The organism is Noviluteimonas lactosilytica, assembly GCF_020866925.1.
GTDB classification, from domain to species: Bacteria; Pseudomonadota; Gammaproteobacteria; order Xanthomonadales; family Xanthomonadaceae; genus Noviluteimonas; species Noviluteimonas lactosilytica.
This window is the reverse complement of sequence record NZ_JAJGAK010000001.1, coordinates 372,080-388,326: the sequence shown is the minus strand read 5'-3', so window position 1 is coordinate 388,326 and position 16,247 is coordinate 372,080. Positions and strand designations below refer to the sequence as shown.

The 16,247-nt window shown below is 67.7% G+C and carries 13 protein-coding genes; 10 read left to right on the top strand and 3 right to left on the bottom strand.

Annotated elements, in window-relative coordinates; translation table 11 throughout:
• Positions 1-129 precede the first annotated feature (129 nt).
• Positions 130-726, top strand: coding sequence for a YdeI/OmpD-associated family protein (locus tag LK996_RS01875; RefSeq protein WP_230525480.1), 597 nt, complete (start codon positions 130-132; stop codon positions 724-726).
• Between the two features lie 38 nt (positions 727-764).
• Here LK996_RS01875 and LK996_RS01870 read toward each other — a convergent pair whose 3' ends face one another.
• Both LK996_RS01870 and LK996_RS01865 read right to left on the bottom strand, forming a co-directional pair.
• Positions 765-1,871 (bottom strand): MliC family protein, encoded by a 1,107-nt coding sequence (locus LK996_RS01870; RefSeq protein WP_230525479.1) that lies wholly within the window; start codon positions 1,869-1,871, stop codon positions 765-767.
• Positions 1,872-1,930: 59 nt separating this feature from the next.
• Positions 1,931-3,703, bottom strand: a complete 1,773-nt coding sequence (locus tag LK996_RS01865; protein WP_230525478.1) for a M14 family metallopeptidase — start codon at positions 3,701-3,703, stop codon at positions 1,931-1,933.
• 97 nt (positions 3,704-3,800) lie between these two features.
• Between LK996_RS01865 and LK996_RS01860 the strand changes: the two genes are divergently transcribed.
• The 6 genes from LK996_RS01860 (at position 3,801) to LK996_RS01835 (ending at position 7,254) form a co-directional block, all read left to right on the top strand.
• On the top strand, positions 3,801-4,466 hold the full coding sequence (locus tag LK996_RS01860) for a glutathione S-transferase family protein (RefSeq protein ID WP_343225841.1): 666 nt from the start codon (positions 3,801-3,803) through the stop codon (positions 4,464-4,466).
• 3 nt (positions 4,467-4,469) lie between these two features.
• Positions 4,470-5,081 (top strand): rhomboid family intramembrane serine protease, encoded by a 612-nt coding sequence (locus tag LK996_RS01855; protein WP_230525477.1) that lies wholly within the window; start codon positions 4,470-4,472, stop codon positions 5,079-5,081.
• 64 nt (positions 5,082-5,145) lie between these two features.
• The gene (locus tag LK996_RS01850) at positions 5,146-5,793 is read left to right on the top strand and encodes a histone H1-like repetitive region-containing protein (RefSeq protein ID WP_230525476.1); all 648 of its coding nucleotides are present in this window, start codon (positions 5,146-5,148) and stop codon (positions 5,791-5,793) included.
• Between the two features lie 16 nt (positions 5,794-5,809).
• On the top strand, positions 5,810-6,112 hold the full coding sequence (locus LK996_RS01845; RefSeq protein ID WP_230525475.1) for a GNAT family N-acetyltransferase: 303 nt from the start codon (positions 5,810-5,812) through the stop codon (positions 6,110-6,112).
• 9 nt (positions 6,113-6,121) lie between these two features.
• Positions 6,122-6,835 carry a pseudouridine synthase gene (locus tag LK996_RS01840; protein WP_230525474.1) on the top strand — a complete coding sequence of 238 codons (714 nt, stop codon included), beginning with the start codon at positions 6,122-6,124 and terminating at the stop codon, positions 6,833-6,835.
• Positions 6,836-7,044: 209 nt separating this feature from the next.
• Positions 7,045-7,254, top strand: a complete 210-nt coding sequence (locus LK996_RS01835; protein ID WP_230525473.1) for a cold-shock protein — start codon at positions 7,045-7,047, stop codon at positions 7,252-7,254.
• Between the two features lie 150 nt (positions 7,255-7,404).
• Here LK996_RS01835 and LK996_RS16660 read toward each other — a convergent pair whose 3' ends face one another.
• Entirely contained in the window at positions 7,405-9,498 is a 2,094-nt protein-coding gene (locus LK996_RS16660; RefSeq protein ID WP_230525472.1) for a tetratricopeptide repeat protein, read from the bottom strand.
• 184 nt (positions 9,499-9,682) lie between these two features.
• Here LK996_RS16660 and LK996_RS01825 point away from each other — a divergent pair, with 184 nt between their 5' ends.
• From LK996_RS01825 to LK996_RS01815, 3 genes are all read left to right on the top strand, one after another.
• Positions 9,683-10,498 carry a DUF3298 and DUF4163 domain-containing protein gene (locus LK996_RS01825; RefSeq protein ID WP_230525471.1) on the top strand — a complete coding sequence of 272 codons (816 nt, stop codon included), beginning with the start codon at positions 9,683-9,685 and terminating at the stop codon, positions 10,496-10,498.
• Positions 10,499-10,522: 24 nt separating this feature from the next.
• A complete protein-coding gene (gene cfa, locus LK996_RS01820; protein ID WP_230525470.1) occupies positions 10,523-11,674 on the top strand; it encodes a cyclopropane fatty acyl phospholipid synthase in 1,152 nt (383 codons plus the stop codon).
• A 168-nt stretch (positions 11,675-11,842) separates the two neighbouring features.
• Positions 11,843-16,234, top strand: coding sequence for a DEAD/DEAH box helicase (locus LK996_RS01815; RefSeq protein WP_230525469.1), 4,392 nt, complete (start codon positions 11,843-11,845; stop codon positions 16,232-16,234).
• Positions 16,235-16,247: the final 13 nt, after the last annotated feature.

Sequence of the window (16,247 nt, the reverse complement as noted above, 5' to 3'; positions counted from 1 at the left end):
CGGGCAATTACCTCATTTGCCTGAATGACGCTCCGGACTTTACGTGCGGTGGGAACTATGAGACCTACACATTGCAGAAGGACAATACGTACACCAACAGCTTCATAGTTTGCACAGACTAGTGTGGATATGAAGACCGACCCCCGCATCGACGCCTACATCGCGAAGCAAGCCGACTTCGCACGCCCCATCCTCGAGCACGTCCGCGCACTCGTCCACGAGGCCTGCCCCGACGTCGAAGAAACCATGAAGTGGAGCATGCCCACCTTCATGTACGGCGGCGCGATCCTCGCAGGGATGGCGGCGTTCAAGCAGCACGCGTCGTTCGGTTACTGGAAGCACGCGCTGGTGGTGGGCGAGGGTGAGCCGCGCGACGGCATGGGCAGCTACGGCAAGCTGACGTCGGTCAAGGACTTGCCGCCGAAAAAGACGCTGCTCGCGCACATCCGCAAGGCGATGGCGTTGAACCTGGAGAAGACGCCCACTGCGCGCAAGGCCGCAACGCCAAAGCCGCCGCCGGAAGTGCCAGAGGATCTCGTTGCCGCGTTGAAGAAGAGCGCGAAGGCGCGCAAGACCTTCGAGTCGTTCCCGCCGAGCGCGCAACGCGACTATGTCGAATGGATCACCGAGGCCAAGCGCGAAGCGACGCGCGCGAGCCGCCTCGCGCAGGCGGTCGAGTGGATGGCCGAAGGCAAGCGTCGCAACTGGAAGTACGAGAACTGCTGACGCCTCACGAACGCCGACGCATCACGAACGCCGGCGCATCACTCCCGCAGGAATCGCCCGCACCCGCGATACGTATTCCCAGCGACTTCGAGCTTCGCATCGACCGGGAATTTCTCCCCGCTCATGATGTCGACGCACTCCTTGCGTTCCAGCACCAGCCGCACCTTCGCGCCGCCCGCGTCCTTGCCCGCGAAGCCGAGCAACCCCGACAACGCCGTCGCCTGCGCGACATCGACCGTGCGCTTGCCGTAGTCGAGTTGCGCGTGCAGCGTCGGCGATTCACCCTGGCCGACGTCGACGACCCAACCCGGTTCCTGGCCGATGGCGCGGAACGCGACGCCACGTTGCTTCGCGCGATCCCAAGGCGAGCCGGCTTCGGGCGCCGCGTCCTGTTGCACGCATTGCAGCTTCTCGCCGCCGCCCTGGCGCGTGAGCGTGGCTTCGCCGCCCTTGGTCCAGAACTCGTTGCCGAGGTGGTCGGCGTAGCGCGCACCCGACGCGGATTGCGCGAGCGGCAGCGACAACTTGCCGCTCGGCAATGCCAGGTCGACGCGCTCGCCGGGAACGTCGAACGCCGCCTCGAACGTCATGTCGCCGCACGTCCACACGCTGCGGCGCACGTCGCCGGCAGGGGCAGGCTGATCGCCCGCGCTCACGCGGAACAGCCGGAACTCGACGACCTTCGGATCGCCCGGCGTCACCGCGACGCGCTCGGGCGTGTTGAACAACAGATCGCCGTCGACGCCGCGCAGGCTCGCGTGCAGGCCATACATGCCGCCCGGACGGATATTCGCGGGATCGAACTGCAGCGAGAAGTCGTACGGAGGACCGGCGACGTCTTCGAGCGTCGTCTCGGCGATCACCGCCTTCGGCGTGTCGGCGAGCTGGTTGTCGATGAGCTGCACGGTGAAGTCGGCGCCCGGCGGCAGCTTGAGGCGTTCGAGGAAGAACGCGCTGCCGTGGATGAAGTTCGACTCGGTGGGAATCGGTGCGTCCGCGGTGGTCGCAGGGGTCGGCGTGGCCGCCGCGGTCGCGGAGGTCGCCGGCGGTGTTTCCTGCGTCGCTGCTTTCTCCGGACAACCTGTCAGCGCGACCACCGCCGCGATCGCGAACGTGGTCGTCACGGTGTATCGCAAGATCGTCATCGCAGCGCTCCAGCCGGGGGACGGCGCATCGTACGCCGTCCCGCGCGACCGCGCGCCCTTCACGGCGCGGCGTCGACGCGCAGCACCGGATACAGGTTCAGGCGCTCGTCCCACGACGGGTGGCGCTTCGCGAAGAACTGCAGCCGCGCGAACGGATCCTTGGCGAACGCTTCGTCCTGCAACGCGGCATCGAACTCGGCCTTGACCTTCGGGTCCTTCAACATCTCGCGCGCCACTTCCTCGGCGACGTACCCCTCCATGTACTCCTTCTGCTCGAAGAAGTTGTTGAACTCGCCCCACGCGGCGAGCGCGTCGGGCGCCTGCGGTTCGAGCAGCGCCATCACCAGGCGCGCTTTCGGCTGCGCGATCGGAACGAACAACGCGCCCTTGCCGATGTCGCGCGCTTCCGGTTTCCACTCGCCTTCGACGCTCAGACGCTGGTGGCCTTCGACCGAATTGCCGCCGAACTTCGCGCTCGTCGCGCGGAAGGTCTGCGTCGCGAGCTTGTCGTGTGCGCTGTCGAGCGTGCGGAATTCGATGCCGTGCAGCTTCAGCTTCTCGCCGACCCACGCCGCGTGCGCGGCCGGCACGATGTAGCCAGCACGCGGTGCATCGACGACGCGGCCGGGGATCACGTCGTCGCGCAGCGGGAGCTTCCACACCTGCGGCTTCGTTTCGTCGTAGTGGGTCATCAGCGCGCCGGAGACATCCGACGGCGTGCGCGTGTATTCGTAGCCGCGGAAATCGATCGTGCGCACCTTGTCGCTCGCCTTGTAGTCGAGCGGCACGGGCGTGGCGGCCAGCGACTTTGCATCGGCGTCGGATGCGATGCGCATCCACTGCGCGCCGTGTTCGGCGATCTGGTTCGCCACCGACAACACGATGTCGTGCGTCGTCTTCACGCGATGCTTGTACGGGCGCCACGAATGCGTTTCGACGAGCATGCCGAAGCGGTTGCGCAGGAGGAAGTAGCCGGTGGAGAAGCGCGGCGGCGACACGCCGTCGACGAAGCCGGACTGCGGGTCGTCGTTCTCGACGAACGAGGGATAGAACGCGAGCGGCAAACCGCCCTCGCGCGCGACGTCGGCGATGACCGCGTCGCGGAACGCGGTGCCCGCGGCCTTGAGCGCTTCGTCGCCCGCGTGCACGGGCTCGACCTGGATCGCGACGTCGTGTTCGAACTTCGCGCCGTCGGTGACGTGCAGGTCGATGTAGGCGATCGGGTCCCACGCGTCGACCAGGCGCAGCATCGCCTGCATTTCCGGCGCGTCGGCCTTCGCGTAGTCGCGGTTGAGGTTGTAGTTCTGCGCGGTCACGCGCCAGCCCATTTCCTCGGGACCGCGCTGGTTGGGGCGGTTGTTCTTCGCGAAACGCTCGTGGCCGTCGATGTTGAAGACGGGGACGAAGACGATCACCTGCTTCTCGAGCGCGCCCTTCGCCTGCTCGCCGTCGAGCATCTGGCGCAGCGCGAGGAAGCCCGCGTCCTTGCCGTCGATCTCGCCGGCGTGGATGCCGCCTTGCACGAGCAGGACGGGCAGGCCCTTCGCGCGTGCCGCTTCAGGCGTCAGCGCGCCGCTGCGCGAGACGACGAGCTTCAGCATGGGGCGGCCTTCGGGCGTCGTGCCGAATTGTTCGCAGCGCACGGCGTCCGGGTAAGCCTTCGCGAAGGCGTGGCACAGCGCGATGGTTTCCTCGTATCGCCCCGTGCGCACGAAGCCGGAGCGCTCGGCGACGGTGGTCAGTTCCTTCGGAGGCTTTGCGGCGGAAGCCGGCGTCGCGTTGAGGCAGGCGAGGGCGACGGCGGTGGCGAGCAGCGTGCGGATCGGCGTCATGGGCATCGGGAGGCGAGGGGAAACAGCCGCTGATGTTAGACGACGATGACGTAAGCGACCGATATGATGGGCGCCCCTGCCAAAGGAAAGAGCGACCGTGACGCAGCACGCCGTCCTGTATTACGCCCCCGGTGCCGCCAGCATGGTGGTGCATTGGTTGATGCTCGAGCTCGACATGCCGCACGAACTGCGCCTGGTCGACACCGCCGCGGGTGCGCAGCGTTCGCCCGAATACCTCAAGCTCAATCCGAACGGCGTGGTGCCCACGCTGGTGCTCGATGGCGTGCCGCGTTTCGAGGCCGCCGCGTTGGCGATGACGCTCGCCGACCGCGACCCGCAGCATCGCTTCGCTCCCGCGCACGACGATCCGCTGCGCGCCGACTACCACCAGTGGATGTTCCACCTCGCCAATGCGGTGCAGCCGTTGCTACGCCAGTGGTGGTATCCGCACGAACCCGCGGGCGAGGCGAACGCCGACAACGTGCGCGCTTCCGTCGCACCGCGCCTGGCCGCGGCGTGGGAGCGCCTCGACACGCGCATCGCCGAGCACGGGCCGTACCTGCTGGGCGACACCGTCAGCGCCGCCGACCTGTACCTGGCGATGCTGATGCGCTGGACGCGCAGCATGCCGCGCCCGGCGACCGACTGGCCGCACTTGAACGCGTTCGCGCAGCGCATGCGCGCGCGGCCGGCGTTCGCACGCCTCTACGAGGCCGAAGGCCTCACCGAGTGGACCAACGCCCCGGCGACCGCGACGGCCTGACGCATGTTCCAGACCTGGATCCTGATCGGCATCACCGTGGTCGTGTCGTGGCTCGCGTTCGAGCGGCCGCGATTGCTCGATCGCCTGACGCTGTGGCCGCCGGCGATCGACAAGTACCGCCAGTACGACCGGCTCGTCACGCACGCGTTCGTGCATGCCGACTGGATGCACCTGCTGTTCAACATGATCACGCTGTTCTTCTTCGGCCCGCGTGCGGAAACGTTCTACGCCGACGCCGCCGGGCCGCTGGCGTATCCGCTGTTCTACATCGCGGCGATCCTGGTCGCGATCCTGCCGACCTACGCCAGGCACCGGCACGACGCGCGCTATCGCAGCCTCGGCGCGTCGGGCGCGGTGTCGGCGGTGTTGTTCACCTACGTGCTGCTCAATCCGTGGGGGATGATCGGGGTGATGTTCATCCCGGTGCCGGCGATCGTGTTCGGCGTGCTGTACCTCGGCTACTCGTGGTGGGCCGACCAGCACGGCGCGCACGGCAACGTCAACCACAGCGCGCATTTCTGGGGCGCGGCGTTCGGCACCGCCTGCGCGCTGGTGGTCGACCCATCGGTGTTCTCGACATTCCTCGCGAGGCTGATGTCGCCGTCGTTCCTCTGAACGCTCACCCGCGCTCAACGTCCGGCGTGGTATCCGGACGTCGGGTCCTGACGAGGTAGCGCCAATGGCGATGAAGAAGTCCGCGAGGAAGGCCACGGGCAAGAAGGCCGCGAAGAAGTCGGCGAAGAAGGCCACGAAGAAAGCCGCCGCGAAGAAGGTCGCGAAGAAGGCCGCGAAGAAGCGCGTCGTCGCGAAGAAGGCCGCGACCCGCAAGGCCGCTTCGAAGAAGACCGCCGCGCGCCGCGCGCCGGCGAAGAAGGCCGCGTCGAAGAAGACCGCTTCGAAGAAGACCGCTGCGAAGAAGGTCGTGTCGAAGAAGGCCGCTTCGAAGAAGGCTGCATCGAAGAAGGCTGCATCGAAGAAGGCAGCTTCGAAGAAGACCGCATCGAAGGAGACCGCTTCGAAGAAGACCATCGCCAGGAAGCCCGCACCCCGCAAGGCGCCGCGTTCGAAGGGCATCACGCCCGAGCAGGCCCTCGAGAACACCCGCCAGTTGCTGGCCGAAAAGCACGAGCGCGATCGCCAATCGCCGCCGTGGCAGCACATCGGCCACGAGGGCGGGCACGACGTGCCGCATTCGGGCTTCCAGTCCGACGAAGCGCGAGACCGCGCGGTCGGCCGTGCGCAGGAAGAAACGGGTTCGCAGAACATCGCGGCCGGCAATGCCGGCGTCGAACGGGCGGTGCAGGGCAAGCGCGACGCCCGCGAGTGATGGCACCATCGAGGCCATGAACAACAACGACACCCCGCAGTCCATCGCGTCCCGCATCCGCCACGAGGCGGATGCGGACCGCTTCACCGTGACCGTCGACGGCGTGCAGGCGGAAACCGTCTACCAGCGCGAAGGCAACCGCGTCACGATCCTGCACACCGGCGTGCCCGACGCCATCGCCGGCCGCGGCATCGCAGGCGAACTGATACATGCGGTGTTCGAGTGGGCGCGCGCCGACGGCCTGACGATCCGCCCGGCCTGCTCCTACTCCGCGGCCTGGCTGCTCAAGCACCCCGAGTACGAGGACCTCCGCGCGTAGAATGCGCGGATGCGCCTCAACAAATTCATCAGCGACACCGGCGCCTGTTCGCGCCGCGAAGCCGACCGCCTGATCGCCGAAGGCCGCGTCCAGGTCAACGGCGTGCGCGCCCGCGTCGGCGCCGAAGTGGGCGAAGACGACAAGGTCCTGGTCGACGGCGAAGCGCTGCGTGCGCGTTCGGCCGCGCCGGGCAAGCGCCGGCACGTCTACATCGCGCTCAACAAGCCGGTCGGCATCACCTCCACGACCGAGTTGGACGTGAAGGACAACATCGTCGAGTTCATCGGCCACCAGGAGCGCATCTTCCCGATCGGGCGCCTGGACAAGGATTCGGAGGGGCTGATCCTGCTCACCTCCAACGGCGACATCGTCAACGAGATCCTGCGCGCCGAGAACAAGCTGGAGAAGGAGTACCTGGTCGCGATCAACCACCAGGTCACCGACGAGTTCCTGCGCGGCATGGCCCGCGGCGTGCCGGTGCACGGGCAGATGACCCTGCCGTGCAAGACCGGCAAGCTCGGCCGTTTCGGTTTCCGCATCGTGCTCACCCAGGGCCTGAACAGGCAAATCCGCCTGATGGCGGCGCATTTCGGGCACCGCGTGAAGCAGCTGGTGCGCGTGCGGATCGGCAGCGTGAAGCTCGGCCACCTCAAGCCCGGGCAGTGGCGGAACCTCACGGATCCGGAGTTGCGGGCCCTGTTGCCGCAGCGGACCGAGTGGTGACGTGAACTCGCATTCACACTTTCGCGTGAAAGTAGGGTAAGGTGCGCGCACTGTTCCAAGCGGGATCACGGTACATCGTGGCCCGATGCGGTAGATCAAGGCGTTAGCCCGCGGTCCGCTACATCGTTCGCGTCATTACCCCTTGCTAGACAGTCTCGGTCGCCTTGGTGGCCGTGCCTCATTCAATCTGTTTTTCAAGGAGTAATTCCATGTCCGATCGTCAGACCGGCACCGTCAAGTGGTTCAACGACGCCAAGGGCTTCGGCTTCATCACCCCGGAATCCGGCCCGGACCTCTTCGTGCACTTCCGTTCCATCCAGGGCACCGGCTTCAAGTCGCTGCAGGAAGGCCAGCGCGTGACCTTCAAGGTTGTGCAGGGCCAGAAGGGCCTGCAGGCCGACGAAGTCCAGGCCGTCTAAGGCACTGAACTCACGAGCGACCGGCGCAGAGATGCGCAGGTCGACCGAAAAAAACCCCGCCTCGGCGGGGTTTTTTTTTGGGGTCAGAAACAGGGGTCAGAGCACTATTTCTGCGAAATAGTGCTCTGACCCCTGTTTCTGCTCCTGCTCTTAAAGCAGCCCCGCCTCGCGCGCGGCATCCACCTGCGCCCGCGCCATCGCACGCGACGGCGCGAGGATGCGTTCGTACCGCGGGTCGCGGCGCAGGTCGGCGAGCATCGGGTCGGCGTCCATGCCGGCGATCAACTGCGCGAAGCCGGCGTCGACGCCGCGTTGCAACGCGGCCAATGCCGCCGGGCGATCGCCCATCGCTTCGTGCGCGATCACTTCCATCCATCCGCGGCCTGCAGCCGCCGCCATGTGGGGGCGGTCGCGAATGGCGGCCAGCGCAGCGTGGACCAGTCGCCGACCCCGCGCGTCCTCGCCCGTCCGCATCAACGCGATGCCCGCGTAGATGGCATCGGTCGCCTCGCCGGGGCGGGGCGCGCGCGACTCGGCGAGCACCTCGGGCAGCATCGACTTGTAGATCGCGAGTGCGCCCTGCGGATCGTTGCGGCGCATCCGGATCGCGGCGACGTAGAACGGCACGCCCTGCGCCTCCTTGGTCGCCAGCACGAAACGCTCGGCAGTGCCCAGGTCGCCACGGAAGTACGCAAGCCGCGCCTGCGTGAGTTGCGCGAAAGCCGCATTCGGCGACGCCGCCACCAGCGGTCGCAAGCAGGTTTCGGCGTCGTCGAGCGCGCCGAAGTCCATGAGCGTCATGCAGCGATTCGAACGCATGCCGTAAGCCTTCGGATCGAGTTCGCCTTCGCGCTTGGAATCCCGGAGGCTGGCGACCAGGTCGCCGCGCATCTGGTGGACGAACGCGCGATCGTCGTAGCTGCGCGCGACGCGCGGATTTTCGGCGATCGATGCGTCCATGCCGGTCAAGGCTTCCTCGACGCGGCCACTCTGCGCGAGATGGAACAGGTAGGTGCCGTTGATCACCGGCGACAAAGGATCCAGTTCGCGCGCCTTCGCAAGCAACGGCAACGCCTGGTTGTAGTCGCCGTAGGTGAACGCCGTGATTTCCCCGAGCCATTGCCAGCCGCTCGCGTAACCGGGCGACAGTGCGAGGCCTCGACGGTATTCGGCGATGGCGGCCTCCGGGTTACCGGTGTTTTCCAGCGCCACGCCCTTCGACACGTGCGCCTCCCCGAGGTTCGGGCCGAGCGCCATCGCACGTTCGAGGTAGCGCGCGCCTTTCTGTTTGAGTTCGTCTTCCACGCCGCCGCCGTAGATGTTGAGCAGGTGGATGCAGTCGTGTGCACCGACGTAAGCGCGCACGTATTCCGGGTCCAGCGCGATCGCGCGTTCGAAGTGGCCGAGCGCTTCGCGCAGTTCGGCCGTGCCGCGTCGCGGCATCAACGCGATGCCCTTGAGGTAGGCGTCGTACGCGGCGACGTTGTCGGTGCGTTTCTGCACCAGTCGCCGCTGCGTCGACTCCGGCAGCTTCAACGCGAGCGCATCGACGACGGAGGTCGCGATCTCGTCCTGGATGCGGAAGACATCGGTGACCTTGCGGTCGTAGCGCTGCGACCACAGGTGCGCGCCATCCTTCGCGCGGATCAACTGCACGGTGATGCGCACCGTGTCGCCGGCCTGCTGCACGCTGCCTTCCAGCAAGTGCGCGGCGCCGAGCTTGCGGCCGATTTCGCGCATGTCCGTCGGCTTGCCCTTGAACGCGAACGACGAGGTGCGCGCGATGACCTTCAGGTCGGGCACCTGCGAGAGCATGTCGAGCGTGGTCTCGGCCAGGCCGTCGCTGAAGTAGTCGTTGGCGGGATTGCCGCTCATGTTGTCGAACGGCATGACGGCGATCGAACGCTCCGGCGCCTGCGCGCGGCGGAACGCCGGCTGGCCCTGGAAGTACCAGAGCACCGCCAGCACCGCCAATCCCGCGCACACCCCGCCCATGCGCTTGTTGCCGACCTTGCCGGCAGTGAAGCGCAGGCCTTCCGGGGTGACGTCGAGCGCCCAGGACAACAGCAGCGCCAGTGGAAAACCGAGCGCGAACAGGAGGATGAGCACGCGCAGGGCCCACGCCGGCGCGTCGAACGCGGGCAGGGCGATGGAAGCGGCCTGGATGCCCACCCAGGCCACCACCAGGTACACCGTGCCGACGCGGAACACGCGGCGCTGCTTGAGTTCCTCGAAGAAGGACACTCTCGACTCCCGGGCGGTAGCAAGCCGGACAACGTGGAGGGCAGCCGGCAGGGGTCAGCGTGCGGACTGCATGCCGATCGTCGGCAGGTGTATTCAGGCATCACGCCACTGGCGATAATTTGCGCCGCGACCCCCGCGCCAATGGACTGCCGCAATGATTCGCCGTGCTTTCGCCGGTTCCTGCATGACCGCTGTTCTCCTTGCGGCGGGTCTTGCCGCCTGCAACCGCCAGGCGCCCGCGCCCTCGGCGCCCGCCACACCCGGCGCTTCGAGCACGGCCACCGCGCCGGCCGCTGCCTCGACGTCCGCCGCAGCGTCGCTGGCCGACGTCGTCGAAACCACGCCGCGTTACGTCATCGGCATCAGCTATCCGAAGGAAGCCGCGCCCTATCCGGGCCTCGTCGCCGCGCTCACGCGTTACGCGGGCGAAGCGCGCCGCGACCTGATGGATTCGGTCGAAGGCCTCGGCAACGACACGCCGACGGCGCCGTACGAGTTGAGCCTGGCGTACACGACGCTCGTCGATTCGCCGAACCTCGTCGCGATCGGCGCCGACGGCAGCCTCTACACCGGCGGCGCGCACGGTTCGCCGCTGATCGCGCGCTGGGTGTGGCTGCCGCAACGCAACGCGATGCTCACCTCCGCCCAGCTGGTGCCGGATCCGCAGGGCTGGCAGGCGATCTCCGATTTCGTGCGCGAGCAGTTGCACACCGCGTTGTCGCAACGCATCGACGCCGACGACGTGCCCGCCGAAAACCGCGCCGACATGCTCAAGGATGCGACGCGCATGATCGACGACGGCACCGAGCCGAAGGCCGACGCGTTCTCCGAATTCGAGCCGCGCGTGGGCCGCGATGGCCGCATCGACGCGTTGCGCTTCGTGTTCCCGCCGTACCAGGTCGGGCCTTACGCCGACGGCACGCAGACCGTCGACGTGCCCGCCGAGGTGCTGCTGCCGCACGTCGCGCCCGCGTATCGGTCATTGTTCCGCGGCGGCTGAGGAAACGCGGGCGCGAGGAACGCCATGCCGCATCCTTTCCGCCATCGCATCGAGCAGCTGTTCCACGACGCCGACCTGTGGGTCGACGACACGCGCGCGGGCGGGGCGGAAGCCTGGGATCCGCGCATCCGCGACGCGCGTTTCTTTCGTCGCGTGCTCGCGCAGGGTTCGCTGGGGCTCGGCGAGTCGTACATGGACGGTTGGTGGGACGTCGGCGATCTCGACGGCATGTTGTTCCGCCTGCTGACGGCCGACATCGACCAGAAGGTACGCGGCGTCGGCGAAGTCTGGGATGCGTTGCGCGCGCGCTTGCTGAACATGCAGTCGGGCGCGCGCAGTTTCGAAGTCGGCGAACGCCACTACGATCTCGGCAACGACCTGTATCGCGCGATGCTCGGCAAGCGACTGGTGTACAGCTGCGGTTACTGGCGCGACGCAATCGATCTCGACGCCGCGCAGGAAGCCAAGCTCGATCTCGTCTGCCGCAAGCTCGGCCTGCGCGCGGGCATGCGCGTGCTCGACATCGGTTGCGGCTGGGGCGAAGCGTTGAAGTTCGCCGCGGAGCGTTACGGCGTGCGCGGCGTCGGCGTGACGGTGTCGCGCGAGCAGGCCGAATACGCGCGCGCGCTGTGCGCGGGCCTGCCGATCGAGATCCGCCTGCAGGATTACCGCGAACTCGATGCCTCGGACGGCGGCTTCGAACGCGTGTTCTCGCTCGGCATGTTCGAACACGTGGGCGTGCGCAACTACCCGGAGTATTTCGACGTCGCGCGCCGTTGCCTCGCACCCGATGCACCCGGCGGCGGCCTGTTCCTGCTGCACACGATCGGCGGCAGCACGTCGGTCGACCACACCGATCCGTGGATCGCGCGCTACATCTTCCCGAACTCGATGCTGCCGTCGGCGAAGCAGATCGCGGCCGCAGCGGAAGGCCGCTTCGTGATCGAGGACTGGCACAACTTCGGCGCCGACTACGACCGCACGCTGCAGGCCTGGCGCGAGAACGTCGAAACGGCGTGGGATCGATTGCCGTCGCGGTACGACGAGCGCTTCCGGCGGATGTGGCGGTTCTATCTCGCGGGGTCGATGGCGAGTTTCCGGTCGAGGCATATCCATCTGTGGCAGGTGGTGTTGTCGCCGATGGGGGTGCCGGGGGGGTATGTGGCGCCGCGCTGAACCCGCGCGGGGAAACGGGAAACATGAAGCGGGAAACGGGAGATTGGCGCTCGATTCGGCTCGTGGGTCCGTCGGTCGAAGCGCCGTTCATTTTCCCGTTTCCCGCTTCATGTTTCCCGTTTCCCCGCAGTCGTGGATTCACATCCCAGGTCGCATAATTCCCCGGCGATGTCGTCCCCCGCATCCTCCGTCCTCGAGCTCTTCCACCCCGCGGTCGCCGGGTGGTTCTCCCGCACGTTCCCCGCGCCCACGCAGGCACAGGTGCAAGCCTGGCCGTCGATCGAAGGCGGGCGGAACACGCTCGTCGCCGCGCCGACCGGTTCGGGCAAGACGCTCACCGCATTCATGGCGGCGATCGATGCGCTGGTGCGTGAAGGGCTCTCGCCGGAAGGGCTGCCCGAAGCGACGCAGGTGGTTTACGTCTCGCCGCTGAAGGCGCTGTCGAACGACATCCACGTCAATATGGAAGCGCCGCTCGAAGGCATCCGCGCGGAACTCGAACGCCTCGGCCTGCCTGATGTCGCGATCCGCACCGCCGTGCGCACCGGCGACACGACGCAGGGCGAGCGCGCGAAGATGCGCAAGACGCCGCCGCACATCCTCGTCACCACGCCCGAGTCGCTGTACGTGCTGCTCGGTTCCGATTCGGGGCGCGCGATGCTGTCGACTGCGCGCACGGTGATCGTCGATGAAATCCACGCCGTCGCGGCGAGCAAGCGTGGCAGCCACCTGTCGCTGTCGCTCGAACGCCTCGACGATCTTTGCGGCCGCCGCCTCACGCGCGTCGGTCTTTCCGCGACGCAGAAGCCCATCGACGAAGTCGCGCGCTTCCTCGTCGGCGCAGGCCATGTCGATGCGCAGGGCGAGCCGGCATGCGACATCGTCGACATCGGTTACACCCGTGAACGCGACCTCGCCATCGAAACGCCGCCGACGCCGCTGCAGGCGGTGATGTCGAACGAGCAATGGGAACAGGTGTACACGCGCATCGCGCAACTCGTCGAGCAGCACAAGACGACGCTCGTATTCGTCAACACGCGACGCATGGCCGAACGTGCCGCGCGCCATCTCGGCGAACGCCTAGGCAAGGAGCACGTCGCCGCGCACCACGGTTCGCTGGCGAAGGAGTTGCGGCTGGATGCGGAGCAACGCCTGAAGCGCGGCGATCTGAAGGTGCTCGTCGCCACGGCGTCGCTCGAACTCGGCATCGACATCGGCGACGTCGATCTCGTGGTGCAACTCGGTTCACCCCGTGCGATTGCCGCGTTCCTGCAACGCGTCGGTCGTTCCGGCCACTACGTCGGCGGCACGCCGAAGGGGCGCCTGTTCCCGCAGTCGCGCGACGATCTCGCCGAATGCGCCGCGCTCCTCGACTGCGTGCGTCGCGGCGAACTCGATGCGCTGATCATCCCGCACGCGCCGCTCGACGTGCTCGCGCAGCAACTCGTCGCCGAGGTCTCGGCGCGCGAGTGCAACGAAGACGAGCTGTACGACCTGGCCCGTCGCGCGTGGCCGTATCGCGACCTGTCGCGCAAGGACTTCGACGACACGATCATGATGCTGGTCGAAGGCTTCACCACGCGACGCGGTCATCGCGCGAGCTACCTGCATCGAGACGCCGTGCACAAGCGCCTGCGCGGTCGCGCCGGCGGCCGCCAGACCGCGGTGATGTCCGGCGGCACGATCCCCGATACGGGCGACTACGCGGTGATCCTCGAACCGCAAGCCAGCACGATCGGCAACGTCAACGAAGACTTCGCGATCGAAAGCCTCGCCGGCGACATCTTCCAGCTCGGCAACGCGAGCTACCGCATCCTTCGCGTCGAACCGGGCCGCCTGCGCGTCGAGGATGCGCAGGGCGCGCCGCCGTCGATCCCGTTCTGGCTCGGCGAAGCGCCGGGGCGCACCGACGAGTTGTCCGGCGGCGTGTCGCGCCTGCGTGCGGCACTGACGCAGTGCGTGGAGCGCGGCGACGATCCCGCGAAGTTCCTGATCGAAGACGTCGGCCTCGACGAACACACCGCGCGCCAGCTCGCCGATTATTTCGCGCGACAGGTGACCGCGCTCGGCGTCATGCCGACGCAGCAGCGCGTCGTGCTCGAGCGCTTCTTCGACGAATCCGGCGGCACCCAGCTGATCGTGCATTCGCCGTTCGGAAGCCGCATCAACCGCGCGTGGGGCCTGGCGCTGCGCAAGCGCTTCTGCCGCAAGTTCAACTTCGAACTGCAGGCGGCGGCGACCGAGGATGCGATCGTGCTGTCGCTGTCGACCAGCCACAGCTTCCCGCTGATCGATGTCGCCTCGTATCTGCATCCGAACTCGGCGCAGGACATCCTCGTGCAGGCGCTGCTCGACGCGCCGCTGTTCGGCGTGCGCTGGCGCTGGAATGCGACGACCGCGCTCGCATTGCCACGCTTCTCCGGCAGCAAGAAGGTCGCGCCGCAGTTGCAGCGCATGAAGTCGGAGGATCTGCTCGCCACGGTGTTCCCCGACCAGGTCGCGTGCGCGGAGAACCTCGTCGGCGAACGCGAAGTCCCCGAACATCCGCTGGTCGCACAGACGCTCGACGACTGCCTGCACGAAGCGATGGACGCCGAAGGCTGGCTCGAGGTGTTGCGCGGCATGCAGTCGGGCGCGATCGAAGTCGTCGCGCGCGACCTCACCGCGCCGTCGCCGTTCGCCGCCGAAGCGCTCAACGCGCGGCCGTATGCGTTCCTCGACGACGCGCCGCTGGAAGAACGCCGCACGCAGGCGGTGATGGCGCGACGCTACGCGGAAGCCGACGACGCCACCGATCTCGGTCGCCTCGATCCGGAAGCGATCGCCGAAGTGCGCGCGCAGGCCTGGCCCGATGCGCGCAACGCCGACGAAATGCACGAAGCGTTGATGGGGCTCGGCGCGGTCACCGTCGCCGAAGCGGACCTGCATGGGTGGCTGCCGATGCTGCAGTCGCTCGCGAAGTCGAAGCGCGCGACGCGCGTCGATGCAGGTGCGGGCCTCTGGTGGGCCGCCGAACGCTTGCCCCAGGCGAAGGTCCTGCATCCCGAAGCGGCGTGGTCGCCGAAGATCGGCGTCCCCGATTCCTATGCGCGCGAATGGGCGCGCGAAGAAGCCGCCATTGCCCTCGTGCGTGCACGCCTCACGGGTCTCGGTCCGGTGACCGCCGCGACGATGGCCGAATCGCTCGCGTTGCCGCGCAGCGACATCGATCTCGCGTTGCTCGCGCTGGAGAACGAGGGCTTCGTCATGCGCGGCCGCTTCTCTTCGGGGCCCGACGCGCCGAACGAAGAAGAGTGGTGCGAACGCCACCTGCTCGCGCGCATCCACCGTTACACCATCGGCCGACTGCGCCGCGAGATCCAGCCGGTCGAACCGCGCGATTTCATGCGGTTCCTGTTCGACTGGCAGCGCGTTTCGCCGTCGACGCGCGTGAGTGGGCCCGAAGCGCTCGCCGGCGTGGTCGCGCAACTGGAAGGGTTCGAAGCGCCCGCCGCGTCGTGGGAATCGGACCTGCTGCCTTCGCGCGTCAACGATTACTCGATCGCGTGGCTCGACGATCTGTGCACCGCCGGCCGCACGACGTGGGCGCGCCTGCGCAACGCGACGCCATCCGCGGACGGGCAGGGCGCCGGCCGCACCGCGCCGGTGCGCGCGACGCCGATCGTGTTGTTGCCGCGCCGACAACTCGCGACCTGGTCGCAAGTCGCCGCGCAACGCAAGGATGAAGAGCCGGCTTTGTCGTCGCGCGCGGAGAAGGTGGTCGAGTACCTGCGCGACAACGGCGCGTCGTTCTTCGACGAACTGGTCACCGGCGCGCACCTGTTGCGCACCGAACTCGAAGACGCGCTCGCCGAGCTCGTCGCGCGTGGCCGCGTGCATTGCGACAGCTTCGCGGGCCTGCGCGCGCTGCTCGTGCCGCAGTCGAAGCGGCCGCATGCGTTCGGCGGACGCCGCAATCGTCGCGCCTCGCTGTTCGGCATCGAAGACGCGGGCCGCTGGACGCTGACGCGCAAGGCCGAAGCACCGGACACGGTGGATCCGGAATCGATCGAACACATCGCGCGCACCTTGCTGCGTCGTTACGGCGTGGTCGGTTGGCGCCTGCTCGAACGCGAAGCCGCGTGGTTGCCGCCGTGGCGCGAGTTGCTGCGCGTCTACCACCGCCTCGAAGCGCGCGGCGAAATCCGCGGCGGGCGTTTCATCGCGGGCCTTTCGGGCGAACAATTCGCGTTGCCGGAAGCGGTGGCCGCGATGCGCGCGGTGCGCAAGCGCGCGCACGACGGCGCGCTGGTCAGTCTTTCCGCGCTCGATCCGCTCAACCTCGTCGGCACCGTGCTCGCAGGCGACAAGGTGCCGCGCCAACTCGGTGCGCGCGTGCTGTATCGCGACGGCATCGCGGTCGCGACGTTCGTCGCCGGCAACGTGCATTGGCACGTCGAGACGACGCTGGCCGACCAGAACGCGTGGAAGCGCGCGTTGTTGCGTGAACCCGAGCCGACGCTGCACGGCGAGACGCGCTCACGCGATCCGCGCCTCTCCGATCCGCTCAACCTTCACTGACCCTGCGAGACGC